The organism is Leptolyngbya sp. CCY15150, assembly GCF_016888135.1.
Taxonomy (GTDB): domain Bacteria; phylum Cyanobacteriota; class Cyanobacteriia; order RECH01; family RECH01; genus RECH01.
Window position 1 is genome coordinate 24,039 of sequence record NZ_JACSWB010000122.1, and the last position, 25,753, is coordinate 49,791.

A 25,753-nucleotide genomic window follows, 5' to 3' on the forward strand; every position below is an offset into this window, starting at 1 on the left:
CTTTGGAAACCTGTATCAGCTAGTTCCAATAGTCTGCTTCAGGCAAGGCATCTATGGATTGCAAGATAGCGCGTGTAATGTCTTCTCTTTTATAGAGGTCGTTGAGTCGATTTGGCGTATCTATATTAAGAGCGAAGAACACAGGGCCTGTTGGCCACTCGACCCACCCTACCCACCAGCCCCAGCGCCCTTCCCAGCCAGTTTTAGCCCGGAGAATCCAAGTCCGCTCTGCTTCAACGATCATCATATCCTTAACTAATCGTTGGTGCTCAACCCTGAAAGGGAGCTCGTTCTGATACAGTTTTTGTAGAAAATAAATTTGCTCTTGTGCCGAGATTTCTAGCGCGCCATCAATCCAATAAGCACCTTCGCCAGTACTTGGGTCTGCGTTTCCGTAATCAATTTGTGTCAGATACTCTCTTGCTTTTGCTTCTCCGATTTCGTTGGCAAACATTTCGTAAACCCAAACGGTTGAGTTTCGCATCGCTGAGCGCAAAGTTTGATCCTGATTGTGTGTGGCAAAGTCTCTTTCCACGCCATCCCACTCAAAAACTTGAAATTCATCACGCACAACACCGGCATCAAGCGCAAAGAGAGAATGCGGAATCTTAAACGTTGATGCTGGGGAATAAGCTCTGTCGGCGCGTTCCTGGTCGTAGACCCACAGGTGCTGAGCACCTCCGCGCTGATCTAATACCACAATAGTTCCTTGAGCCTCAGCGTCGTCAAAGAACCTGGCCCAATCCGGCCGCTCTTGCCTGTCTACCCTGTCTAATGGACTATTATCTACGGAAGTCGAAATACTTATCTTTGGCTGCTGTGCAATTTTCGGAGCAAGCAGTTTACTGCTAAGCTCTGCTGAGATAGATGAAGTAAACAGTAGTCCTGCACTACCTATGACCGAAGAGATAAGTAAAAGGAAGGGATGATTCATCATGCTATGGTGCTGCGATAAAAATTTTCGTTCTTTGCATCAGCGGCAGCGCTGGTCACAGGGCTACCGCTAATGCGAAACTTACGGAACAATTGCAGTAACGCGGATTTCAATCCGCATCGTGGGCAGTCCCAGCGCCGCAACTCCTACCTGTGTCCAAATGGGGGCGTGGTTGGGCATGTAATGGAGATATTGCCTGACCATGGCGTCGTTAACCTCTGGGGGCAAACCGCCAACATGGTAAGAATTGATATGAACCACATGCTCCCAACTTGCACCGGCAGTGGCCAAGGTGCGCTCTACGTTCCGAAACGCCTGAGCAATTTCGTCGGCGAGCGATTCGGGAATGTGCAGATCGTCATCCCAGCCACCTTGGCCGGATGTCTCCACGCGATCGCCAATTTTTACTGCTTGCGAGTAACGCAAGTTATCCAGCATGTATGCTCCATAACCGGGGGTGACAAAAAACTCGGGCTTATCCATGGTGTTTCTCCGTTCAGTACAATGGTTGATAGATTTTCTAAACCCTTAGGTTTGCGCTGCGGGGGCTAGAGAACGCAGCGATCGCCCTCTGCGGGAAGTTCAAGGTCGATCAGGTAGTCGGCAACGATCTCGTTGACGCAGGGGCTGATGCCTTCAAGGGCGACGGTGTGCCGCTCACCTTCGACGGTGAGGAGGGTGCCGCCGAGGGAGTCGGCGAGGCTGACCCCAGCCGCGTAAGGGGTGGAAGGGTCGCCCGTGATAGAGACGATCAGCGTGTCGGGTAGCCCCTCAACGTCCTGAGCGTAGGGGAAGCCAAGGGTCGGCTCACCGGGCCAGAACTCGCAGGCATCGCGGGTGACGCCCTCGACGGGTCGTCCGGTGTCGAGGAAGGGATTCACGTCAAAGATCTGGCGGCGCAGGTCGGCCTCTTGCTCGGGAGTGCGGCGCTGTTCGTCATTGCAGTTGATGGCGAGGTTGGCCTCGATGAAGTTGCTCCAGGTGCCGTTGGGATCCCTACCGAGGAAATCATCGTTGATGGTAAGCAGCTTGTCACCGCGACCCTCGTGCTTGAGCTGGGCGAGCCCGTCGATGATGCGCGGCCATGCCTCAGCGGTGTAGAGCCCGGCACCCACGCCACCCGTGGCCTGGAAGAAGTTCAGCGTGCGTCCGTTCCCGGCGGGTACCGGATCATCAATCAGCGGCTGCATCAGGGTTTGGAACAAGGCGGTAGACTGCTCGGGGTCGGTGCCGAGTGGGCAGTCTGAGCTTTCCGCGCAGAACTCAGCCATCAGATCGAACGATCGCTGGAACCCGGCGTGGAGTGCCAAGCGGCGTTCCGCGCTGCCCTGCCGAGGGTCTAGCACACCGTCCAAAACCATTGCCCTCACGTTTTGAGGAAACATCTCGGCGTAGACCGCGCCGAGCCGGGTGCCGTAGCTCTGTCCGAAGAAGGTGAGGGTCTCGTCACCTAGGGCAGTGCGGAGCACGTCCATATCCCTGGCTACATTCCGGGTGCCGACAGCAGCGAGAACCGCTTCACCACCCGACCCATTGGCGCACTTCTCCATCAACTCACGGGTGTCGGCCGCGGTCCACTCCCCTGACGTACCCAACAAGGTTGTTTTGTTTTCGCCCCGGTCACTCTCTGCATCGGTGAAACAACTAATCGCTGGGCTTGACGCCCCGACGCCGCGCGGGTCGAAGCCGACCCAGTCGAAGTGTTGCAGCAGTGGACTGTTCCTTAGACCCAACGCTGAAAGGACGGCGATTTGCATCCCCGAGCCGCCTGGCCCGCCTGGGTTAATCACCAGCGAACCGATGCGCTCCCTCGGCTCACCTTGCGCTGGCAGGCGTAGCACCGCAATCTGCATGGTCTCGCCGGTGGGGTCGTCGTAGTCTAGTGGCACCTCAAGCCGAGCACAATTGAACGGGTCAACGTACAGTTGTTCCTCAAGCGCAGTCGCTGCAAAACCCTCACAGGAACCAAAGGTCAGTTCCTGATTGTAGAAGTGCCCCAGTTCCGCCGCTGGCTCCTGGGCAGACTGGGTCAATGCGGCAGGTGCCCCAGCGAGGAGCAGCACCATCACCGCTATGGCCGTTAGTAAGTGTCTGATGTAGATCTTGGGAACGCGCATCATTTTCCTCCTAGGGGAAACTGTTGGTCTTGAATCGTGCGTGAGTCGGTCGCGATCGCGCGGTGATTAGAAGAAACGTAAGCCATGATGATGAACTCCTTTTAAGACAGTGCCTCGACCCGCTATGGCTGCCGGTGGCGCTGGGCGAAATCCCAGACAATGGCACTGGCATCGGGCCCGGCGCGATCGACGTAACTGCCGTCTCCGGTAGGCCCCGGCCAGGCGTGCCCCATCTCCTGGACGAGATACAACTCGATGAGAAACGGATCGTCCGGTGCCGTGATGGTGGTGTGGGTGTACGAATGCCTGCCCTGTTCTGCAGGCACCGCTGTTGTTTCTTCGACTTGGTTCAGACTGTCGTTGAGCAGACCGTCGTCAACCAAGTCGCCTACCGCAGTCCAATGGGCAACCAGACGATAGGCAACGATGGGCGGAACGACGGTATCCTCCTCGCCCTGGATCACGAGCAGCGGCACCTGCCGCGCCCGATCGCCCATCTGAGCCCACGCCTGACGTGCGGTGTAGTCCGGTGGTGTGGAGTCAGGATCATCCGGGTTTACCTGGTTCAGTCCATACTCACCACCCGCAACCGATGTCACCGTTGCAAAGACATCGGGGTAGGTCGCAGCGAGAATAACGGCGGTACCAGCACCCGACGAGGCACCCGCAACATGCACTTGGGCTGGGTCGGCGTTGTACTCCTCGACCACCTGTTGGGCCACGCCAGCGATCAGCGCAGGTTCTCCGCTGTTGCGGTGCTGCTGCCGTGGGTCAGCCGAGTTCCAGCAGTTGATCGCGCTGCGGAACATCCGCTGCGTTGGGTAGACGACGATGAAGCCTTCACGGTCGGCCAGGCTGTTGAACTGCGTCGTGGCCTTCATCGAGTTCCATCCGTAACCCGTCATGCCGCAGCCGTGAATCGCCATGACCACCGGCAGTTGGGTCGTGCCATCGTACTGAGGTGGCAGGTGAACCTGATAACGCAGAGAACCGGCATCGCTTTCGTACAGGTGATTGTGGTCTCCCTCCTGCATCCACCAGGGCAGGCCGAACTGGAACGCTGCCATGCCGATGCCAGCGGTAGCCACAACTGCAATGATGAGGCCGGAGGTGATCCAGGGCGATCGCCATCGCTTATAAAGGCGGTCTAGCCAAGATCGATCGGACTCGATCACCTTGTCTAGGTTTCGTTCTCGCGAGTGATCAGAAAAAAGTTTCATAGGGATCGATCCTTTTCATCTAGGGGCTAGCAAGTTCAGCCCATGTCGGCGAGCACCATCACCGGAACCGTGGGCAGGTTGACGACGACGTGGACGGCGACAGCGGGACAGACCAGGCGCGAGGCTTTGCTAAGTGCAGGCCGTTCCGAGGGCGAGGCGGGTGTCTTTCTAGAATCCTGGAAGGGGTCAAGGGAAACGTGAGACAGGGTGTTTAACGCCTTAACTGTGGCGGGGATTCGAGATCATCGAACCCCTCGCCGGGCTTGAGGGCGAGCGTCGGCTTACTGGCGATATCCAGAACGGCCTTGCCATGCCTCAACCTAGGAGGGCCAGCACGGCATGAACCGTCAAGTGGGCAATCATGGCGGTCTCTAGCCCGTAGCGCCAGAATAAATACCCCGCAACTACTGCAAACAAAGAATTTTGGATCAGCAAGAGCCCCACTAGGGCTGGGGTTAACGGCAGTCCGAGGGCGATCGCATAGGGTAAGTGGGCCATAGCAAACCCTAGGGAGGAGACGGCAATGGCGACGACCACCCATCGGATCTGGGGTTTACCCTGGCGCTGCTGCCCAAATCGCCAGCCCAGCCATACCAGCAGCGTCATCAGTCCCCAACGGATCAGAAGTTCTTCGGTGATACCGCCGTAGAGAAATCGCACGAGCAGCGGCGTGGGCTCAGCCGCCTCATAGGCGGGTGGCAGCAGCGGGCGAGACAGCAGGGCGATCGCCGTCAGTAGTGCGCCGCTGATCAACCCGCCCACCACGCCGGGCAACAGTTGAGGAACCATGGCTTTCCGCCACGATCGCCCAATGGCCAGCGCCTCTGCCCCCGGTGCCATGAGCCCTAGCCGGGGAGTCAAGAGCACGCCTATCAGCACCGCCACCGACAGCAAAACCGTGGGCTGCACCAGCATCAGTAATCTGACCACGGCGGCAGGTGGAGCACCCTCTGGGAGCGAGGGCAAAGGCAGCAACACCAGGGACATCACCCCAGCCATGCCTGCCAACCACAGCAGCCCAAACAGTTGCAGCCGAATGTTTTTATGCTTAGCCATGACTCATCCTCAACGTCATTCTAGAATTGGCCTGTACAAGTCAATGACACGGTCGAACGTGCCGAGTAGATGAAAGTATTGATCTGCGGTGTTATCAAGCCTTCGCGATCTTGCGGTCATAGGGTGCAGGTCGTCGCGTGGGTGATTAGAAGAAACGTAAGTTGCGTCGTTCACGTCTATTACGATTTCCTGTTTTCCCTGGGTTGTCATGATCCTTATTTTTGTGTTCTTTACGCGTGCATGTAGCGCTTAGATCTCGTTGCTAATTGTCTTTTCTATTGTTTTCAGGGTCTGATGGGTTATCGATGCTTCCGCCATGGGCTACTTCAAGGCGCGGACTGTATCTTGAAGTAACCTTATGTTTTTCCTTCTGGCTAGGGCTGACAACAGGATATTGCCTTTTAGGGAGTGGTAAATGGCTTGCATTGAAGCGTCTCAACGTTTCGGAGATAAGTCAGTTCAGGCTCAAAGTTAGAAGGACAGAAGACGTATACATTATCTTGTGGCTGACTGATGATTAAACGGTAGGCGGGTGGAAGATTTTCAGAACCCTCAATGGTTTCAATTCGAGGAATGATGTTTGGATGCACCTGAGCTAAGGATGGAAAATTGAACAGCAAGAGTATCCCGAGGAAGATTGTTGCTGCAACGATTGGCGAAAGGTGTTGGATTTTGGAGAGAATCTTGTTCATGAGGAATTTCTCATTGGTTTATGGGACAAGTGTTTGTGCGATCGCTTCCAGTGCGCTTCAGGCGATCATCGAGAATCATGAGACCTTATCGGCAATTAGTTACCCGACATCTACATGGATGTACTAGCCATAAGATCGATAGGTTTCGGGCTAAGAATTAATTGCTTTTTCCAATGCCGATGGCGTCTATTATTTCCAGGGAAGGGGAGAGCGATAGGGATTTGCTTGCATATCCAGCACTTCCCAGGTAAGAGGATCCACTTGCCCTGTAACTGGAAGGTTATATCGTTGCTGTAAATCCCTCACCGCAGATTCAGTCACAGGGCCAAAAATTCCATCTATCGCTACACCACTTGGATTTCCCAGTCTGACTGCGGCGGCTCCCAAAAAACCATTGTCTAGGAGAATCTGCTGTAGGAGTTGAACGCTGCTGCTACTATCGCCCCGTTGCAGCGTGGGTAGGGTGCTATCGGTATAGGCGGTCGCCATCAAAACGGGTGATTCTTGAGATAATTCCGGTGTTTGGGGATAACTGGAAGCGATCGCCCCATTGGGCAGAAAAACCCCGATCAACACTGCGGCAAGGATGGTGGTTAGACGTGATTTAGACCACTTCCTACCAGATGCCTGCACAGATTCCATGTACAAATGGCTCCACTTAATCTGATCTGCTTCTGTGCCTGCAATCCAGGTAGTGCCACCCACAACTGCCGAACGGAGCCACTCTGCGGGAAAGTTTGGGATGTCCTGGAAGATGATAGACCAATTTTTACAGCCATGCTCAATCCCCTGGAAGGCTCGATCAGGATGGCGTGGATGATTACCTTGAACGTCGGATATAAAACAGGTTAAACGTGCTTCCGGGGCATGTTCGTTCTGTGCTGGTTGCAGTTGCTCTATGACGACGCTTTGACTAGATTTCATGATTTCTGTTTTAAGTGCTTGGGTTCTGTGTACTTGAAGTGTAATGAATTTCAACACTTCACTGCTTTCAGATTCTTACAGTAGTTTGTTAGATTCTTATTGACTTTAGCAAACCTATTTCGGTGTCATTCCAGTCCATCGCTTGTGGTGGTTATGGCGATCGTGAGACATGGTGATTCGCTCCTTATGCTCTAGTTGCTGATAGTTTCACGGCTCGACAGGGTCGCCGAGGACGCCGTCAGTGGCTACACGCACGGCATCGGCCATGCGTTCGAGTGGTTTACTGTTTTTGATAGAGGCATGGTCGGCACCTGCCATCAGGGCGGCGCTGATGTCTTCGCTGATCACACGCAGAACCGAGGTGGCCGCCGCTGCGTGCATCCGCACCTCAAGATCGTCGGTAGGTCGTCGTAGGCGGTTCGCAATGATCTCGACAAACTCGCGTTCTACTTGATCGTTAGCCATCAGCCAGGCCGAGCGGAGCGCTGGCTCTGTGTTGGCCAGGACGGTCATCCTGATCACAGCCTGGTCGTAAGCCTGCGTATCAGGATCTTTGGGGCGCTCCGTCACCCATGTGGTGAGATGTTCTTCAAGAGAGATCTCCCTCGGCCAGCGCCGCAAGACTGACACAAATTCCTCGGCATCCTGTACCAAGACTGGCTCGGCACAGCTCTCTTTGTTGCGGAAGTATCGCCAGAGAGTGCGTACCGAAATGCCTACTGCGTCCGCGATCTGCTCACCGCTCGTAGCGGCGACGCCTTGCTCCCAGAACAACCGTGCCGCCTCGCGCGAAATCTCCAGACGTATTCGCTCGCGCCGCTGCTCACTCATCCTCCCTGGTTTGCGCTTGTTCTTCGTCATATCCTTGGCACCGTCACTCCTCACAACAGTCTTCATTTAATAACTGTCACTAAATGACAATATAGCGCTAAGTGACACTTGTTGGCAAGAGGTTGGTTTGCCAAGCAGCAAGTTTCATGTGGGCAACTAGCTATTCAGGCGTTGGACATGCCGGTAAGGGAATGACATCTGAGAGACTCCGTCACAGTCGCTAGGGGTGAGGGCACTCCTGGCGACTGCCACTATATCCGGGATTACTTTTTATACAGATTGTCTTGTTCTTAGCTAATTTGAGTGTAGTGCGTTCCAATGCTCAGCTTCTTTCAGATACTTGCGGTGATTTATCAGATATCAATTCTACGCTATCGATTTCATCAGCTTGTACTAGATAGGATTGTTTCAGCAACTCGGCAACTTCTTGCGCGATCGCAATCAGGACAGAGTTAATTTTAGAGTCATAGAGAGAATCAGTGTTGCCTTGGGCGATCGCCGCGTTTGCCGCTTCTAAGATGGCTTTATTTTTGGCTGACATTTGAATCTCTCCTCTGTTCAAATTGACCTTCAGCACCCAATCAAACTCCGATCCGTTTAGCAATTGCCAACGCCGTAAAGCTGGTCTAATTTTCTGTAAACGTCAGCACAACTTTGCCCCGTGTTCCTCCCTGCTCTAGATGTTGATGTGCCAGAACGACCTGATCCCAAGAAAATACTGAATCAATCACTGGGCGAAGCTGATGACGCTCAATGAGTTTTGTCAAAGCCTCTAGCTTTGCTCGGTACTGTGGTGAAAAAACAAAATGAATCGTCAGATTCTTACCCCAGGCTTTAAGAAGCGATTGCGGTATTGCAATGTCCACAATGCTGGTCAGCCTACCAAAGGGACGAAGGATGTCTAGACTACGCTGAATGGTTTCTCCGCCGATCGTATCTAGAACTAAATCAACGCCCAGTCCATTTGTTTCTTGATGAATGACGTCTACGTAATCTTCATTTTTGTAATCAATTACCCGATCTGCACCCAGTTCTGTCACGAAATCTCGGTTTCTAGAACTACAGGTCGCAAAAACGTATGCCCCTCTCGCTTTGGCGAGTTGAACGGCGATCGAACCCACTCCACCCGCACCCGCATGGATGAGAACTGTTTCACCAACTTGTAGATTGCCCCTAGTCACTAGACAATCCCAAGCAGTTCCGCCTGCAAGCGGAAAAGAAGCTGCTTCAATGTGCGATAGATTTGCAGGCTTTAATGCAACAATCGCTGCATCAGCCACATGATATTGGGCGTAGCTACCGAATTCTCCAAAAATTTGCGGCGAGTAATACACGCTGTCTCCCACCTTGAAATCAGTCACAGCTTTGCCAATGGCCTCAATCACCCCTGAAACATCGACTCCAATGATAGCGGGTAATTGAACCAGTTCTTTGTAATCACCACGACGAGTTTGGTAATCGACCGGGTTAATGGAGGTTGCACAAACTCTGACTAACACCTGATTTGCCTTCATGGTTGGTATGGGAACCGTTTGAATCTCAAACTTCTCGGCATCACCAAATGCAGTTAATACGGCTGCTTTCATAGATTCCATCTGTGCCAACTCTCCTTGATTTAGAATAAACGAGAAAAACTCATGGATAGTGCTCAAAATTGGTAATGATAGGGGAATGAAACCTCTGATTCTTAAGGTTTCTAGTGATAGACAGCATTACATCTTGAGCACTACCAAACTCATGTATTAATGTCCACCAGAGGCCACTGGAGGAGTGGTGGCAAGGAGCTGAAGTTCCCATGCAAGAGCAACCGCACTAGCACCGCCATGCTCAAGAGTAATGTCTGATACACCCGCAGTTGTTTCTGTACGTGCCCAGTCACGTTGCCATTCAGCAAGTACAGCCATCCAGTTGATTGGAATTGCGCCAGCCTGAACCATACGGCGAACAGCCATATCATGAGCTTCCGCAGTAACACCTCCCGAAGCATCGGTAACGATGAATACTTCATAACCCTCACCAAGCGCCTGGATTGCTGGCATTGCGAGACAGATCTCGGTGTAAAGCGCAGCAAGTATAAGTTGCTTGCGGCCACTTTTCTTCACTATATCTGTAACGCTTGGATCTTCCCAGGTATTGATAAGAGTACGGTTGATCGGCTTTTGATCAGGAAAAACATCCTGTAATCCCTTAATGATATAACCCCCTCTTTCTTCAATTACTGTGGTAAGAATTGTTGGCACATTGAACAACTTTGCCGATTTGGCAAGACCAATAACGTTGTTAATGATCATCGTAGGTTCATAGCTGTTCAAGTTGGTGAACTGGTAAGGCTGATGGTCAATAAGTACCAGGATGCTATCGTCTGGACGAAGCAGACCTTCTAGTCCGATTTTTGGATTTTTAGACATGGCTATGAGTCTCCATTCAGTCTTTACTTTGCAGATACGTTCTAGTGCGTGAGCCTAACTCAACTTGAATATAAGGAGTTTCAGCGCTCAGTTTCTTTCAGGTTCTTGCGATGTCTTATCGAATTTTTGGGGTATTAGCGAATCTGTTTTGGGGTCATGCCAGTGAGACGCTTAAACTGCTGTGTTAAATGGCTTTGACTGGAGAAGCCGACTTGTAGGGCAATGTCTGCGATCGCCAAATCTGTTTTCGACAGCATCAATTTCGCCTGTTCCACGCGCTGTTGAATCACGTACTGACGGGGAGAAATCCCCATTGTTTGCTTAAACAAACTCGCAAAATAAGTCGGACTGATATTGATCACGTCTGCAAGTTCAGTTAGCGACAAATCTCGATCAAGGTGAGTACAAATATAATCGAGTACTTGCTGCAATCGGGTTTGCGTTAAGCCTTTGCGCTTGGCTTCAAGGGTTGGTGTCGTAATTGTTAGCATGGTTCAAAAAATGGCAATTTGCTCAACAAAACACACAAAAGCTAGCCATCGCTCATGCGATCGCTGATTAGCACGAACAAGCAAGTCAAAGATAAATTGGGAGCAAAGATTGGGGGATTTAATGACTTGCAGCCGTCATAGCTGTCATCAACTCCGTCGTGTTCCAGTGCCCGATATACCGACGTCCATTGATAAACAGGGCTGGGGCAGTCGTTACTCCGCTCTGTATTCCGCCTTCAATGTCTTCATTGATGCGATCGATATGCACTTGTTTAGACAGCTCTTTGAGAAATTGAGGAATGTCAAGCCCTAAATCATTGGCGTACTCGACAAGATAACCATTCTCCAATCTTTGTTGATGGTCAAATAAAGTATCGGTCATTAACCAAAACTCTCCTTGGGCGGCGGCGGCTTCGGCGACTTGCGCTGCCCGTTGAGCATGGGGATAAATCTTTGTTTGTGGAAAATGACGGAGGATGAAGCATACATAATCCTCTCCAAAAGCAGCACTCAGTTCTTGTTTGATGGCTTTAATCAGCTTGTAAACATCTGCACTTCTAGGGTCTTGATAGTCTCCATACATCACCAGCACGACCTTGGCACTTAGTACACCTTGAATCCAATCTTGGGTTGAAGGGGGTACAAGTAAGGAACTCTGGCTACGATCGTCGCTCATAGGTTTAAATCAGTATCAGCCATGAAATCTAGCAATTAACTTACGCAATTAATTGACTGCATGACTGTTGGCATAAATTCAATATAAGCGATCGCTTTCCGTCTGTCGTCTATAGCAAGTTAAAATGTTTATAGTATAAATTGATAGAGTCATGATGCGATCGCAGAGTAGAAGGCTAGCCATAACTTAAGTTAGAATCGGGCGCATCGATGCGTCTAGGACATACATCATTTCGCAGATGAACTGTCAGATTGGGCAGTGTCGTCCGTCAAGCGTTTTTTCCCAATAGAGTGGATTCCCAAATCGTTGAACTAGGAAATTAATAAACATAAATCTGCTGCGAATGCTTACGATTCTCTAAATACAATGCATAAAAGTAGTTCGTCCAGATCAAATTCAATCTGGACGAACGGCTCAATTTATAGTTGAACTTTAGTTGCTAGCAGTGTGACCAAATCAGCATGAGCGAACACCACATCGGGATTGCGTTGAAGCGCTGCATCATACCTCACAGCAAAGTCATTGCCAGCTTCATCAGGTGTGAGTAGAATCCGAACATCAGCCATGAGAGCAGCGATCGCTTCGGAGGTGATCGGCTCATCGGAGTGGATTACCTCATCAATTTGCACAATCAATTCTGAGAGGCGACGCAACCAGGCAAATTGATCGTGATTGATCACCAGTTGTAGCAACTCACCTTTAGAGACCTGTCCGCGCACCTGTTCGTAACGAATACGCTCTGTATCCAACAACAACTTATGCAAATGCAATAACTTGATGCGTAGATCAGTCAGCAGTTGATGTTGGGGAATGCGGTGTTGAGGTGTGTTAGGCATAAATATGTCCCATCCTTCCATTTCGGTAATCGTCGATCGCTTGCTGTATTTCAGCTTCAGTGTTCATCACAAAGGGGCCATAGCGCACTACAGGTTCATTCAGCGGCACTCCAGCAATCAGCAGTAGATCCAGGGGGCGGGTGGCATCCACCGGATTGGCGATCGCCACGTCGTCACCATCCGGTGCAAACATCACCATTTGCCCATGCTCACCCCGTTCCTGCTCAGTGCCAAACAAACCAGACCCATCGAGGACATAGGCAAAGGCGTTGTACTCGTTCGGTACCGGCTGCACAATGCTTCCTCCTGGTTGTAGCGTGAAATGCAGGTAGATAATCGGGGTGCGGGTTTCAATCACCGCTTTCGCCCCCAACGCCTCTCCCGCAATCACGCGCACGGTCACGAGCCCATCCTTGGTCTGAGCTACCGGAATCTGCGCTGATGGAATCTCCTGATAGCGAGGAGCAATCATCTTGTCTCGCTGCGGCAAGTTGACCCATAGTTGGATGCCGTGCAGGCGCCCACCCGTGCGGGTAAACTCAGCCTCTGGCATTTCGGAATGCACGACGCCTACCCCAGCGGTCATCCACTGCACATCACCAGGATTGAGCAGTCCGGCATGACCGACCGAGTCCTTATGTTCCAGTCGTCCATCCAGGACGTAGCTGACGGTTTCAAAGCCACGATGGGGATGATCCGGTGCGCCCTTCGCTTGACCAGGTTTCATAGTCGCGGGCCCCAATTCATCGAGGAGGAGAAAGGGGTCAAACTCAGAGAAACTGCTCTTAGGAAAGGGACGACGCACCAGGAAGCCCGCTCCTTCAAGGGTTTCTACACTATTAATGATGCCAGCAACGGTTCGGAGCGTTTGAGTGGTCATACAGTTGCCTCCAAGCAGACAGGTTATAAGATTTGTCCTATATATGACTAGTCATATAGTAACATAGAAGGATATAAATTCTATGGGTAGGGCTTGTCCTCCCTATTCGTTCGGTAAACCGCCTATGTCTCTTGCCCATGTGATTCTGGGTCTGCTCCAACAACAGGAGCGAACCGGCTACGACCTCAAAACCGATTGCTTTGACGATGGTATGTCCCATCTGTGGCCAGCAGATCAGGCACAGATTTATCGGACGTTAGACAAACTGGAGTCACAGGGGTGGATTACCTGTACCGTTGAGATTCAGCGCGATCGCCCCAATCGCAAGGTTTACCGAATTACCCAAGCAGGCGAAGCAGAGTTAACCCACTGGCTTCAGACGCATCATCCGTTGCCTGTGTTGCGAGAGCCGTTGCTGGTGCAACTCTATTTTGCGGCTCAGTTGCCTAACGAAGCGATCGTGTCTCTGCTAGAGCAGGAACTGGAAGCACGGCAAGAAAAGCTAGCCCAGTGTGAGGCGATCGCGTCCCTATCGTTGAGTCATCCGACTGCATCGCGGGAACAAAAACTGCATCGACTGGTTTTGGACTTAGTGAAGCAACGGGAACAGACATATTTAGATGGGTTGGAACAGACGATACGTGCTGTGCACAGGCTGCGCGATCGCAACAATCCGTAGCCAATCAATGTAAATTCCGGCGTTGCTGAATACAAGTATGAATTGCCCAATCCGCCCTCTCCCTTTCCCTAGCCCTAGGGAGAGGGGACAGGAGTTCTAGCTCCCTTCTCCCTGGGGAGAAGGGTTGGGGATGAGGGCAAATCATCTATCAATTCAGCTCGGGAATGCAGGGTGAGGAACGGATAACCAACTCCTTGCCTTCCCTTCCCTTATTTTGTGCGTGCGCATTGTAACTAAACGCTTTTACACATGTGCCATTTGCCGATCGAGGTTGGTCTCTAGTCCATCTCGTTGCACAGATTGAGCTTTGTCATAGCTCTCCATCAGGGCGCGGTAAGGCGGCACGATGTGGTCAACCATGACAGCGGCAAACTCCATTGCGTCCGGACGGTTCCACGTGTTCATGAGTTCGCCGATGACTGCGTAAGTGTCGATGGGCATGGCTCCCGCCTGGACGACGCGGGCCAGAGTGAGGTCGGTCGCCATTTGGCTCCAGTTGCCGGAAGCGTCAATGATCGTGAAGACCTTGTAACCAGCAGCCAGTGCGCTCAGGGTCGGAAACGCCATGCACACACTGGTGAGAGTTCCGGCGATGAGAAGGGTCTTGCGCCCGGTTTTCTCGATAGCATCGACCCAAGCCGGGTTATCCCAGGCGTTAATCTGGCCTGTGCGCGGAATGTAAACCGCCTCAGGATTGTACTGGTGGATTTCGGGAATCAGGGGCCCATTGGGTCCATCGGGCACTGAAGCAGTTGTGAAGGTCGGAATCTTGGCGAGTTGGGAAATCTTGGCGAGCGCCGTGACATTGGAGCGGAGGACTGGGAGTTCGATGTCACGCACAAGTTGGAAGAGTCCGCTCTGATGATCAATCAGCAGCAGCACGGCGTCGTTGGGATCGATCATTGTGTCGATGGTGTTGCTCATGGGTTGGTCTCCTTTTTCATTTAAATTCAGTCGATGTCATTCTTTCCTATCTATCTGAAGTGTGGCTAGTTCTAATACTTAGCTGCTTTCAGAATAAGCCCAGTATAGGAGATCGCTTTCAAGCTGTCGTCTACAGTGAGGTAAAACCTTTGCAGTACAAATTGATAGAGTAGCTATGCTATCGCTCAGTAGAATGCTGACTCTAACTTAAGTTAGAGTTCGAATTTGATCGAAAGTATATCCTATAAACTGACAATGCCGCGCTTAACGGCAACAATCACAGCCTGGGTGCGATCGCTGACGTCCAACTTATTCAAAATCCGATTAACATGAGACTTAACCGTGCCTGCACCGATATTCAAAGCAGCCGCAATATCAGCATTGCTCATCCCCTGCGCCAGTGAGCGGAGTACATCTAGCTCTCTTTCACTCAGTTCTGGGTTGCGGAGGCGCTGTACCAACTTTGCTCCCACATCGGGTTATATACTTCTGACCCCGATGAACGGTACGAATCGCATTCAGAAGCTCGTCTGGTTCAGTTTCTTTCAACAGATATCCTTTTGCGCCTGCCTGCAACCCTCGATAAATATCTTCGTCGCCATCATAGGTAGTCAGTACAATAATCCGAGCAGATTTAGCAGCAGCACAAATTGCCCCGATGGCACCAACTCCTTCCACTGCCGGCATTCGCAGATCCATGAGCGTGACATTCGGTTGGTGTTCATGAAATAAGGCGATCGCCTGTTCCCCATTTTTGGCTTGGGCAATCACCTGCATCTCTGGGTCACGGTTAATAATCGTAGCTAATCCTTGCCGAAAAATGGCGTGATCGTCCGCAATTAGAATCCGAAGGGTCGTGGCTTGACTCATCGTGCTGCTACTCCCGATTAACGGTAACAAGTATCTCTGTTCCTGATCCAGGTTGATTCCTAATCATGGGTTGTGCGTCGATGCGCTCCGCCCGTTCGCTCATGCCTAGTAAGATAAGGATTGCCCTAAAATCTCATGTTCTTCTTAGTCCAGGAGTTTCACCCCATAATCGTTGATGTATCGAATGGGAATTTAACGGGCAACTGCCGCTCAAAATGGCTTCGTCAGGTTATTTTCTCATCAAGTGCGAATAGTTGTTCAACCTTTCAACGTTTAGACAGGCTACAACGGCTGTTCTTTACGAGTAGTTATCTCCTGAGGTAAGGGAATAAATTCTGTTTCTTGGGGAACTTGATCAAATCGGCCCGCTTGCCAATCTTGCTTGGCCTGTTCAATGCGATCATGACGGCTGGAAACGAAATTCCACCACTTATCTCGTTTTCCAACAGGCTCTCCCCCAACGACAATACAGCGAGCATCCTGTTCAGCAGATATGCGAGCTGCCGTGCCAGAAGTCAACACAGCTAGCCGGTGCTTCTCCAGCGGAACATCATTAATTTTCAACCCTTCAGTCACGCTGTAAACAGCCTGCTCACGATAGCCATCTGGCAATGTAAACTGTGCTCCCCCAGCTAGCTGTACATCTAGATAAATCATCGGTGAAAAGGTTTGCACTGGAGAAACACGACCATAAGCCTCACCGGCAATTAGAGTGAAGGAGATGTCGTCCTCTTCCCAAGTAGGCAACTCGGCAGCGGGGTGATGCCGAAACCAGGGATCTGTCTCCTCATGCTCATCCGGCAGGGCGATCCAAGTTTGGATTCCGTGCAGCGTTGTTTCAATACTGCGCTCATAGTCAGGGGTTCGTTCGGAATGGACAATTCCTCTGCCAGCGGTCATCCAGTTTACATCGCCGGGACGAATCGCTTGGACGCTGCCTACGCTATCACGGTGCATCAAAACACCTTCAAATAGGTAGGTGACGGTTGCCAGATTGATGTGCGGATGGGGTCTGACATCAACACCCTTGCCAGGTGGAAATGTAGCAGGCCCAATATGGTCAAAAAAGATAAACGGGCCTACCAGAGTAAGAACGTCTGAAGGCAGCAGACGACGGGCCTGCAACCCTCCTAAATCTTGGATATGGGGCGCGATAATATGCTGAATGAAATCTACCATGATAGTCTCCACAATTGGTAACGAAACGGTTTTTAGATTCTTAGGTCAGTTTGTCAGATTCTTATCATATTGGCGAGCCTGTTTAGGTGTTACTCCAGCAAGTCGCTTAAACTGCTGTGTCAAATGGCTTTGCCTGGAAAAGCCGACGTGTAAGGCGATGTCTGCGTTAGCGCAGCTTGTGCGTAGCACGTATCGCCAAATCCGTTTTCGACAACATCGATGTTCATCGCTCTGATTTGGACGTTTTCTAACTATCCAGCGTTAATTTTTAAGGAATGACAACAGGTCAGCATTGAGTTGATCTTTGTGGGTGTCGGTTAGTCCATGAGGTGCGCGAGGATAAATTTTCAGGGTGGAATTTTTCACTAATTTTGCAGCGGCGATCGCAGCAGCTCCAATCGGCACAATCTGGTCATCATCACCGTGCAGGATGAGCGTGGGCACGTCAAACTTTTTCAGGTCTTCAGTGAAATCAGTTTCAGAGAAAGCTTTGATGCAGTCGAAGGCGTTCTTGTGGCCCGCCTGCATGCCCTGGAGCCAAAACCAGTCGATCATGCCTTGGGAAACTTTGGCTCCAGGACGGTTGAAGCCAAAGAAGGGGCCGCTGGCCAGGTCGCGGTAGAGCTGGGAGCGATCGGCAAGGGAGCCCGTCCGCAGCCCGTCGAACACCTCAATGGGCAGACCATCGGGATTGTCCTCCGTTTTCACCATTAACGGAGGGATCGCCGAGATCAGCGCTGCCTTAGAAACTCGACGGGTGCCATGACGACCGATGTAGCGAGCCACCTCGCCGCCGCCAGTTGAAAAGCCAATCAGCGTGGCATCAGTTAGGCCTAGGGTGTTGATCAGCGTGGCCAGGTCGTCAGCATAGGTATTCATCTCATTGCCGTTCCAGGGCTGGCTTGATCGTCCGTGGCCGCGGCGGTCGTGGGCGATCGCCCGAAATCCATGGTCGGACAGAAACAGCATCTGCGCTTCCCAACTGTCAGAATTCAGGGGCCAGCCGTGGCTAAAGACAACGGGCTGACCTGCGCCCCAGTCTTTGTAATAGAGTTGAGTACCATCTTGGGTGGTGAGTGTTGCCATGACATTTTCCTTGGGGATAAATTAAGAGTAGAAATGAAAAGGGTCATTAGGTTGCTGATATGTCCCCATTCTTCAGCCACATACCTTTTCGGCCCACTCAAAATCGTTGAGTTAGCACGTGACTTATGGAAATGGGCGTGATATCCTTCAGGCAGAGAGATTTTGACTGATAAGTTTTGCTAATAAATTTTTTAATCAACGCAGGCTATGGTTGCTAGAAATGCCCTGGCAGCCTGGTTCTTCCCCTTAGGCAGAAAAGACTGGTATATAGGCTCGCTTTGCTCTTTCGAACCGATACTGATCTATGGATGCCAACCCGAAACGATCAAAGCGCGATCGCAGACCTCCTAAGCGGGTGCGAGGCGTCGCCCTTTCACCCCAAGGTTGGCAGCGGTGGCAAACGGTTAAACAGCAAGCCGAATCTACCGAGGGTTGGGGTAAGCGGTTTACCCAGGAAGAGCTGAGTCATCGCACTGGTCTATCCCTCAATACCCTGGCTCGTATTATCAAACGTGAACTGGGGGTCGATCGCCAATCCCTGGAACTACTCTTTCAAGCCTTTGGGCTGGAGTTGACGAGCGCCGACTATACGACGCCTTCTACCCTTGCCGCACCCTCAGCGCTACCGCGAAGCAATGCCTGGCAGGATTGGGATAACGCAGCCGATGCTTCGGTGTTTTACGGACGCGAGGCCGAGCTGGCCCAGCTGTGGCAGTGGATGGTGGCCGATCGCTGCCGCGTGGTAGGACTGTTTGGCATTGGCGGCATTGGCAAAAGTACGATCGCCGTCAAAGCAGCCCTGCAAATGCAGTCTGAGTTTGAGGTGGTGGTGTGGCGATCGCTGGCCAACGCACCCTCCTTTGATGACCTGCTAACCAGTCTGCTGAAATTTTTGATGCCGCTTCAAGGGGATGATCCAATTATTCCTGCTTCACTGGATGGCAAGTTATCTAAGGTGATGGAATACTTGCGATCGCAGCGATGTCTGCTCATTTTAGACAACGCTGAAACTATTTTGCAGAGTGACCAGGTGGGGCAGTGGCGATCGGGTTATGAAGCCTACGGGCAATTTTTGAGAATGCTGGGTGAAATACCTCACCAAAGCTGTCTATTACTTACCAGCCGCGAGAAACCCCGCGTAATGGCTTTGATGGAAGGAGAACAAAGCCTGGTTAAAACGTTGCCGCTCAGCGGACTAACGCCTGACGATGGACGCGCCATTTTCCGACAAAAGGGCATATTTACAGGCTCAGAAGCAGAATGGCAGGACTTGGTGAATCACTATGGCGGCAATCCCCTAGCGCTAAAGATGGTCGCATCTGCCACCCAGGATTTATTCAACAGCAGTATTCATGATTTTTTAGCGTACCTCAGTCAGAGAATCCTGATCTTTGAAGATATCCGTGATTTACTCGATCGCCAGTTCAGTCGCTTATCCGAAGCTGAACAAAAAACATTATTTTGGTTTGCTATTCACCATGAACCTCTGACCCTCACAGACATTCAAAATAGTGTGATGGGAGTTGTACAGCAGCAAAGCGTTCCTCAACACATCAATTCCCTACTCCGGCGATCTCTCATCGAGAAGGCAAAGCCTGCGCAAAAAAAAGAGGGAGCTTTCTTTCTCCAGCCTGTTGTCATGGAATATGTGACAGAGCGATTGATTCAACGGCTTTGCACCGAATTTACAACGCGGCAGCTAGATGTATGGCAAAGCCATTCCTTAATTCGCGTCCGGGCCAAAGATTATGTTCGAGAGATTCAATTGCGACTGATCATGCAGCCTATGATCGAGTGGCTATTATCCTCCTATCCCAATGCATTAGAGGTGGAAGCCAGAGCAAAATTACTCCTCGCCCAGCAACAACACCCATCCAGTTCTAGAGCAGGCTATGCCGCAGGTAATCTGATCAATCTGTTGGTACAGCTTCAGGTCGATTTGCGAGGCTCCGACTTTTCAGGGCTGGTTGTGCAGCAAGCTGACTTGCGGCAGGTCAACTTAGCCGGAGTCAACTTTAAAGATGCCGATTTGACCCAATCCATTTTTTCCGAGAGCTTAAATAGCGCCATGTCGATCGACCTTAGCCCAGATGGACAGATTGTGGCCGTGGGAGATTCCACTGGGCTGATCTATCTTTGGCAGATCGCAACCACTCAATTACTGGCAACGTTTGTGGGCCATACAAGTTGGGTCTGGTGTGTGGCTTTTAGTCCCGATGGTCGCCAGCTAGCCAGTAGCGGTAGTGACACGTCGGTGCGGCTATGGGATGTGGAGAGCGGTCAGTGTTTATGGGTGGCTACCGAGCATACAGGCTGCGTTTGGTCGGTGACCTTTAGCCCGGATGGGCACCGCTTAGCCAGCAGCAGTGATGACCAAACGGTAAGAGTGTGGAATCTTCAGGGAGATTGTCTTCATGTTCTGCAAGGGCATACTAAAAACGTTTATTCTGTCCACTTCTCACCGGATAACCAAACCCTAGCCAGCGGTAGCAAAGACGAATCGGTGCGGATTTGGAACACGAGCAGTGGAACCTGTCTGAATGTATTGCAAGGCTATGGTGAGGGGGTTCATTGTGTGCGTTACAGCCCCAATGGTCAACTCCTCGCCAGTGGTAGTTTTGACGGGTCAATTCGACTTTGGCACGGGCAGACGGTTACGAGTCGTCATCCATCTAGGGTGAGTTCAACGGTGTTGTCTGGCCATACCGGTGGTGTTTGGGGAATGGCGTTTAGCTCAGATGGTCGTATTCTGGCGACAGGGAGTGATGACGGCACGCTGCGCCTTTGGCATGTGCAAGGGTTGCAATGCACTAATGTTTTAGATGGCCATACGGATGATGTGCTGGCGATCGCCCTTCGGGGGCAACTCCTGGTCAGTGCGAGCCAGGATCAAACCGTGCGGTTGTGGAATTTGCAAGGACAAAGCCTCAAAACATGGTGTGGTTGTACTAGCGGCATTCGTTCTCTCAGCCTCAGTCCGAATGGAACAACTCTGGCAAGCCGGGGTTTGGATGAAGCCATTTACCTGTGGCAGTTGCGGTTTGATGCCAACCTCTCCCCCTCACGCCCCGACAAAATTTTGCAGAGACGAACGGGTTTAACATCTCCGTTAACCAGTTGGGTTTCTTCCCTAAGCTTTAGCCCAGATGGTCAAACTGTCGCGACAAATGGACAGGACGGTTCGCTGCTGTTATGGAATGTGTCCATGGGTTTGCTGCATCAGTGGGTTGGTCATGATGCGCCTGTATGGACGGTCGCTTTTGATGCAACCGGGAATGTTCTGGCCAGCGGTAGCAAAGACGAATCGGTGCGACTATGGGATGTCAAAACCCATCGATGCTTGCAAGTGCTGGAGGGGCACAAACACAATGTGTGCGCGATCGCCTTTGATGATGACAATCAACACTTGGCGAGTGGCAGTTCTGAGCAAACGATTCGACTGTGGGATGTCCAAACTGGGGTTTGTCGGCATATATTTCAGGGGCATACAGGAGGCGTTTTCGCCCTGGCATTTGCAGCCCACGATCAGCAGTTAATCAGCGGTAGTTTTGATCAAACCATCCGAGTCTGGAATCTGCAAACTGGCGAAAGTGTAAATGTCTTGCGGGGACATACGGGTGGGATCTGGTCGGTTGCCGTCAGCCCGGATGGTCAGAAATTAGCGAGTGGCAGTGGTGATCAGACGATTCGGCTCTGGAATCTGCAAACTGGAGCTTGTTTGAACGTCTTGCATGAGCACACCAGTTGGGTGACGGCGGTCAACTTTAGCCCAGATGGTCAGTTTTTAGTGAGTGGCAGTGACGATCGCACGATTAAGGTGTGGGATGTGGCCACTGGACGCTGCATTCAGACCTTGATGGTCGATCGGCTGTATGAAGGCATGAATATTCAGGGCGCGATCGGATTGACAAAAGCTCAAGAGGCGACGTTGAAAGCATTAGGAGCGATCGCCCTGTGAAGCGAATGCCCTTTGGGTGCGCGACGCGAACATCTTAACTCTGTGCTTAACTTGCAGATCTTGCGTGGTGAAATGGGGAGCCGTCTTGCAGACTGAACCCATACCGAAACCATAATCTAACCTCACTCGGCTTAACCCGAACTGAGGTTATTGAACTATTGGACGACAGCATGATGGCTGCACCTGAGATGCCTGCGATCGCTCAACCGCATGGATAGACTTTGGATGGGCAACCGGATCAGAAACGGTACGAATTCGGTAGTGCTACGCAAGTAATGATGCATTGTAGTGATGGATGAACTGCCAGAGGGTAGTGTTCAGCAAATGTTTCATTTTCTCCGCCGCACCACTGACAGATTGTTCTCCGGTCGCAGCCTGATCGCTCATTGCAATCGGCTGATGGTTGGCAAGACGAGCTTCGACTAAACAGCGTTTAGCAGGGTTAAAAACGCCTGATCGCCCCGCCGGGCCGCCAGCCCCAGCCAGCCCTACTCCTGGGAAAAAATCAGCACAGAGTAGGGGCCAATGGACACCGTCCCGTGCCAGGGTAGCCCGTCGCGATCGCCCTCATCTGCGGTCGCATCGGTGCTGGGGTGGTTGCCAAAGTCATCGCTGTAGCCCTGCCAATCGCTGTTAAACCGCAGCCGCCAGGTGCCCCCTGCTGGGAAGCCAAGGGTGTAGCCATCCTGGGCATCGTGGAAAAAGTTGGCTACCACCACCACATCATCGCCGGGGCCACCCTGATCCCAACGGTGAAAGGCGATCACCTTGCGATCGTCGTTGAGGTGGTAGACCTGGGTGAACTGGCCGCATAGCCCGTGGGTCAGGCCATCGCGGTTGAGCCGCAGCCCAATCAGGTCGCGGTAGAGCCGCACAATGCCGTGAAACTCATCGCGCTGATCCCAATCAACGGGCACGGTATCGCGAAACCAGCCGCCTTCAAGAAATTCTTGTCCCTGAAACAGCATGGGAATGCCAGGGGCGGTAAACACCATCGCCGCCGCCAGGGTTGATCGCTTGCGGGCGTACCAGCCCTTGGGGTCGCTAGGGCTGATCTCCTGGGGGACCCGCGCCTTGCCGTTGGCCACCTCATCGTGAGATTCGCTGTAGATCACCCGGTCGAAGGCGTTGTCGTTGTAGCGGTACTGAATGGCATTGCGAATGGCGATCAGCGATCGCTGCCCATCCTCAACGGCAATCACCGCCTGGCGAATAGTGTGCACGAAGTTAGCATCCCACTGGCTGCCAAACCCGGCCCCGCCCGCCCCCACGTCTTTAGTCAGCCATCGGTTATTTTGCAGATCTTCGGCAATGGAGATGCGGCCGGGGTATTTCTGCACAATTTGGCTGTTTATCCACTGGAGCAGGCTCCAGCCCTCGGGCAAATCCCGTACATCCTCAGCCTGGAAGGTGCGGATAAACTGGGTGGCGTCAAAGCGTAGCCCATCGACGCGGTATTCCTCAAACCACATCAGAGCGTTATCGGAGAGGTATTGGCGCACCTCGCCCCGGCCGTAGTCGGGGCGGGTTTCTCCCCAGGGGGTGGCGGCTCGGTTGTCGTTGTAAAAGTAGATGCCGCCCCGATTGTTTTCGCTCCAACCATCAAACTGCCACAGGTCTAGGTCGCTGGGCCCAAGATGGTTATAAACCACGTCGAGAATCACGGCGATGCCCGCCTGGTGCGCGCGTTTAACAAACCGCTTAAATGCCAGCGGCCCCCCGTAGGTGATCTCGACCGAGAAGATATGGGCGGGGTTGTACCCCCAGGAGCGATCGCCCGCAAACTCGCCAATGGGCATAATTTGAATGGCATTGACGCCCAGCTTCTTTAAATACCCCAGCCGCGCCGACACCGAAGAAAACTGGCCCGAATGGTTCTCGTCTTCCAGATCGTTGAAGGTGCCGACGTGGAGTTCGTAGATCACCAGTTCATTCCATGGGGCGATATGAAAGTCGTCGCCCTGCCAGTCAAAGCTGGGGTCGTGGACGATGGCATTGCCCACCGAACTGGTCACCTCGCGGGCGTAGGGGTCAATGCGCTGAAACTCGCCCTGGGGGGTAGTCAACAAAAACCGATACGGATCGCCCGCTTGAACCTTGGGGATGTTGATGTACCAGTAACCGTCTGGCTCGGCCCGCATGTTGTGCTTGGTGCCGTTCCAGTTGTTGAAGGAGCCAATGACGGAGACCTTTTGGGCGTGGGGTGCCCACAGGCGAAAGGCCACCCCTTTGTGGTGGAGAATCGAGCCGATGCCCTTGATCGTCTTGGCCTTACTCATGGTTGATTTCTTCACTACAGGGCTGTCCTCCAGGGTTGGGCATAATTTGCGATCGCTCAGATTGCAGCATCAACCATCTGAATGGTTTTTTCCTCAACCGCTTGGGCAACCTGCACCAGTTCTGCATTGTCTGACAGAGCAGACAGCATTGGCCCTGGTTTAATTAGACCAATCTTGGTGGTGCCCTTTTCTGTAAACACTGAGATGCGACAGGGCAACGCCATGTTTAGCCGCATATCGGTGGCTAACATCTGGGCAGCCTGTCCTGGATTGCAGACTTCAAACACCTGACAGTCTTCGGCAAAGTCAATCCCTTTACCGCGCAGAGTAGCACCTAAATCGTGGATGTGGAGCACCCCGAAGCCATGACTCGTCACCGCTGCCGCCAGATCTTTTGCTGCCTGGTCAAACGTTTTGGGGGTTTCGACAATGTAGTACATGCAATGGCCTCACTAAAGAAATATCTGATACAGTTTTGCAACGTTACTTTCAGGCATGAATATATAGCGCTTAAGCTAAAAGGAAGCTAAGAGAGATAGGAAGAGTGGCGATCGCCTGATCGAACCCTAAACTTTAGCCTTAGCCATTGCCCCTCCCCTCCATTAAAGCTCTATCTCTAATATCCTTTTCTTACATTTGATATCAAAGTCAACCAAATCAACCAAATCACTCCAAGAAATAACCAATAGACGGTCAACATTTTTTAGAGAAGGAGATCTTTGCTGGCTTCCAATGTTATGTGTGCTGTTTTCATCACCGACGCTATCCAATTCAAGCCGACTTGATATGGGAGTGTGTTTAATTGTGGAGTCGGTCGGGAACTTGTTTAGATTGGACTCTTGCTGGGATTACTTTTGCTGGCCATTGCCTATCACAACTGGTCTACAGAGCAGGCAAATTGGCAGACGATGTATTTACAACGCTTACCTTATCACGAGTTGAGCTGGCTGAAGCGATACGTTGATCGAGATTCGCTGTTTCGTTTGGGGCTGTTTTCCAACAAACCGCTTTTAGCCGCTGTTGTGCTAACCATTGGGCTACCAATGTCCGTAATGTATAGTCCGGTTTTGCAACCCCTGTTCCAAACAACATCACTGTCTGCCATCGATCTTGAGATTTGTGTTGGATTGAGCACTATCATCTTTTGGGCGATCGCGCCAGAAAAGTGGTTCACTCGGCGGCAACAGAGGGAGTAGACTCGATCCAAACTTCGCGATTAATTGGTTCATTCAAGCAACAAATCAACCCTGATATCAACCATTAGGCTGTCACACTGATAATTACTGGAAATCTAACAATAATAGATGAAATATCCTGACTATCTGGCACGTCTATGTCAAACCCTTGAATTCTCATAAACTGCAGATCTTGTAAGTGCCTCACATCAGGGCTTTCAGCCATCGATCTCAATCTCGCAACTTAGGGACGCCGATTAGCGCCAGAATGAGGCTTTGAGGCACTTGTGTCAAACAGCCAGGTAGCGATGATGGAAGAAGCTGAAAAAGCCACTTTGGAGGCGATCGCCTCCAGGCTGGATGTAGAAGCGGCTACGGAAGTTCCAAAGAAGTAAGTTAGTCACAATGCACTCCACTATTTGGGAACGTGCGTTGACGCGGTTCAAAAAATAAAAGGGATAGCTGTAGAAGCCAACGTGATGTCCTAAGTCTACGTACATTCCTCGATCGCGTGGCGGTATCACTATCGTAGTGATTT

At 51.7% G+C, this 25,753-nt stretch carries 24 protein-coding genes and 1 pseudogene; 3 read left to right on the forward strand and 22 right to left on the reverse strand.

Annotated elements, in window-relative coordinates:
• Positions 1 to 19: 19 nt before the first annotated feature.
• From blaOXA to JUJ53_RS02470, 15 genes are all read right to left on the reverse strand, one after another.
• Positions 20 to 934 carry a class D beta-lactamase gene (gene blaOXA / locus JUJ53_RS02400; RefSeq protein ID WP_204150383.1) on the reverse strand — a complete coding sequence of 305 codons (915 nt, stop codon included), beginning with the start codon at positions 932 to 934 and terminating at the stop codon, positions 20 to 22.
• A gap of 81 nt (positions 935 to 1,015) precedes the next feature.
• A complete protein-coding gene (locus JUJ53_RS02405) occupies positions 1,016 to 1,417 on the reverse strand; it encodes a RidA family protein (protein ID WP_204150384.1) in 402 nt (133 codons plus the stop codon).
• Positions 1,418 to 1,482: 65 nt separating this feature from the next.
• Positions 1,483 to 3,051 (reverse strand): alpha/beta hydrolase, encoded by a 1,569-nt coding sequence (locus tag JUJ53_RS02410; RefSeq protein WP_239124711.1) that lies wholly within the window; start codon positions 3,049 to 3,051, stop codon positions 1,483 to 1,485.
• Positions 3,052 to 3,173: 122 nt separating this feature from the next.
• Entirely contained in the window at positions 3,174 to 4,271 is a 1,098-nt protein-coding gene (locus JUJ53_RS02415; RefSeq protein ID WP_204150385.1) for a PHB depolymerase family esterase, read from the reverse strand.
• Positions 4,272 to 4,586: 315 nt separating this feature from the next.
• A complete protein-coding gene (locus tag JUJ53_RS02420) occupies positions 4,587 to 5,327 on the reverse strand; it encodes a CPBP family intramembrane glutamic endopeptidase (RefSeq protein WP_204150386.1) in 741 nt (246 codons plus the stop codon).
• A gap of 401 nt (positions 5,328 to 5,728) precedes the next feature.
• Positions 5,729 to 6,019 (reverse strand): hypothetical protein, encoded by a 291-nt coding sequence (locus JUJ53_RS02425; protein WP_204150387.1) that lies wholly within the window; start codon positions 6,017 to 6,019, stop codon positions 5,729 to 5,731.
• 189 nt (positions 6,020 to 6,208) lie between these two features.
• On the reverse strand, positions 6,209 to 6,943 hold the full coding sequence (locus tag JUJ53_RS24525; RefSeq protein WP_239124712.1) for a peptidoglycan-binding domain-containing protein: 735 nt from the start codon (positions 6,941 to 6,943) through the stop codon (positions 6,209 to 6,211).
• Positions 6,944 to 7,150: 207 nt separating this feature from the next.
• On the reverse strand, positions 7,151 to 7,840 hold the full coding sequence (locus JUJ53_RS02435; RefSeq protein WP_239124713.1) for a TetR/AcrR family transcriptional regulator: 690 nt from the start codon (positions 7,838 to 7,840) through the stop codon (positions 7,151 to 7,153).
• 256 nt (positions 7,841 to 8,096) lie between these two features.
• Entirely contained in the window at positions 8,097 to 8,315 is a 219-nt protein-coding gene (locus JUJ53_RS02440) for a hypothetical protein (RefSeq protein WP_204150388.1), read from the reverse strand.
• Between the two features lie 85 nt (positions 8,316 to 8,400).
• On the reverse strand, positions 8,401 to 9,369 hold the full coding sequence (locus tag JUJ53_RS02445) for a zinc-dependent alcohol dehydrogenase family protein (protein WP_204150389.1): 969 nt from the start codon (positions 9,367 to 9,369) through the stop codon (positions 8,401 to 8,403).
• A gap of 147 nt (positions 9,370 to 9,516) precedes the next feature.
• Positions 9,517 to 10,182: a hydrolase gene (locus JUJ53_RS02450; protein ID WP_204150390.1), complete on the reverse strand. Its 666-nt coding sequence runs from the start codon at positions 10,180 to 10,182 to the stop codon at positions 9,517 to 9,519.
• Positions 10,183 to 10,316: 134 nt separating this feature from the next.
• Entirely contained in the window at positions 10,317 to 10,673 is a 357-nt protein-coding gene (locus JUJ53_RS02455; protein WP_204150391.1) for an AraC family transcriptional regulator, read from the reverse strand.
• 118 nt (positions 10,674 to 10,791) lie between these two features.
• On the reverse strand, positions 10,792 to 11,349 hold the full coding sequence (locus JUJ53_RS02460; protein WP_204150392.1) for a DsbA family protein: 558 nt from the start codon (positions 11,347 to 11,349) through the stop codon (positions 10,792 to 10,794).
• 419 nt (positions 11,350 to 11,768) lie between these two features.
• Positions 11,769 to 12,185 carry a hypothetical protein gene (locus JUJ53_RS02465; protein ID WP_204150393.1) on the reverse strand — a complete coding sequence of 139 codons (417 nt, stop codon included), beginning with the start codon at positions 12,183 to 12,185 and terminating at the stop codon, positions 11,769 to 11,771.
• A complete protein-coding gene (locus JUJ53_RS02470; RefSeq protein WP_204150394.1) occupies positions 12,178 to 13,065 on the reverse strand; it encodes a pirin family protein in 888 nt (295 codons plus the stop codon). The genes JUJ53_RS02465 and JUJ53_RS02470 overlap by 8 nt, the downstream gene beginning before the upstream one ends.
• A 124-nt stretch (positions 13,066 to 13,189) precedes the next feature.
• On the opposite strand from JUJ53_RS02470, the gene JUJ53_RS02475 reads away from it, so the two are divergent.
• Entirely contained in the window at positions 13,190 to 13,744 is a 555-nt protein-coding gene (locus JUJ53_RS02475) for a PadR family transcriptional regulator (protein ID WP_239124715.1), read from the forward strand.
• 243 nt (positions 13,745 to 13,987) lie between these two features.
• On the opposite strand, the gene JUJ53_RS02480 is transcribed toward JUJ53_RS02475, so the two are convergent.
• The 5 genes and pseudogenes from JUJ53_RS02480 to JUJ53_RS02500 all read right to left on the reverse strand — a co-directional run bounded on the left by JUJ53_RS02480 (position 13,988) and on the right by JUJ53_RS02500 (position 17,803).
• Positions 13,988 to 14,668, reverse strand: coding sequence for an isochorismatase family protein (locus tag JUJ53_RS02480; protein WP_204150396.1), 681 nt, complete (start codon positions 14,666 to 14,668; stop codon positions 13,988 to 13,990).
• Between the two features lie 242 nt (positions 14,669 to 14,910).
• Positions 14,911 to 15,538 (reverse strand): annotated as a pseudogene (locus JUJ53_RS02485) (response regulator transcription factor).
• A 282-nt stretch (positions 15,539 to 15,820) separates the two neighbouring features.
• On the reverse strand, positions 15,821 to 16,717 hold the full coding sequence (locus tag JUJ53_RS02490; protein WP_204150397.1) for a pirin family protein: 897 nt from the start codon (positions 16,715 to 16,717) through the stop codon (positions 15,821 to 15,823).
• 45 nt (positions 16,718 to 16,762) lie between these two features.
• A complete protein-coding gene (locus tag JUJ53_RS24535; RefSeq protein ID WP_343327875.1) occupies positions 16,763 to 16,906 on the reverse strand; it encodes a helix-turn-helix domain-containing protein in 144 nt (47 codons plus the stop codon).
• A 72-nt stretch (positions 16,907 to 16,978) separates the two neighbouring features.
• The gene (locus tag JUJ53_RS02500; RefSeq protein WP_204150398.1) at positions 16,979 to 17,803 is read right to left on the reverse strand and encodes an alpha/beta hydrolase; all 825 of its coding nucleotides are present in this window, start codon (positions 17,801 to 17,803) and stop codon (positions 16,979 to 16,981) included.
• A gap of 304 nt (positions 17,804 to 18,107) precedes the next feature.
• On the opposite strand from JUJ53_RS02500, the gene JUJ53_RS02505 reads away from it, so the two are divergent.
• Positions 18,108 to 21,761, forward strand: coding sequence for an NB-ARC domain-containing protein (locus tag JUJ53_RS02505; RefSeq protein ID WP_204150399.1), 3,654 nt, complete (start codon positions 18,108 to 18,110; stop codon positions 21,759 to 21,761).
• Positions 21,762 to 22,249: 488 nt separating this feature from the next.
• Here the strand turns inward: JUJ53_RS02505 and JUJ53_RS02510 are convergent, their stop codons facing one another.
• A complete protein-coding gene (locus JUJ53_RS02510; RefSeq protein WP_239124718.1) occupies positions 22,250 to 24,040 on the reverse strand; it encodes an alpha-amylase family glycosyl hydrolase in 1,791 nt (596 codons plus the stop codon).
• Positions 24,041 to 24,096: 56 nt separating this feature from the next.
• Positions 24,097 to 24,480: a DUF302 domain-containing protein gene (locus tag JUJ53_RS02515; RefSeq protein ID WP_204150400.1), complete on the reverse strand. Its 384-nt coding sequence runs from the start codon at positions 24,478 to 24,480 to the stop codon at positions 24,097 to 24,099.
• A gap of 399 nt (positions 24,481 to 24,879) precedes the next feature.
• On the opposite strand from JUJ53_RS02515, the gene JUJ53_RS02520 reads away from it, so the two are divergent.
• A complete protein-coding gene (locus tag JUJ53_RS02520; RefSeq protein WP_343327876.1) occupies positions 24,880 to 25,236 on the forward strand; it encodes a cation-translocating P-type ATPase C-terminal domain-containing protein in 357 nt (118 codons plus the stop codon).
• Positions 25,237 to 25,753 lie beyond the last annotated feature (517 nt).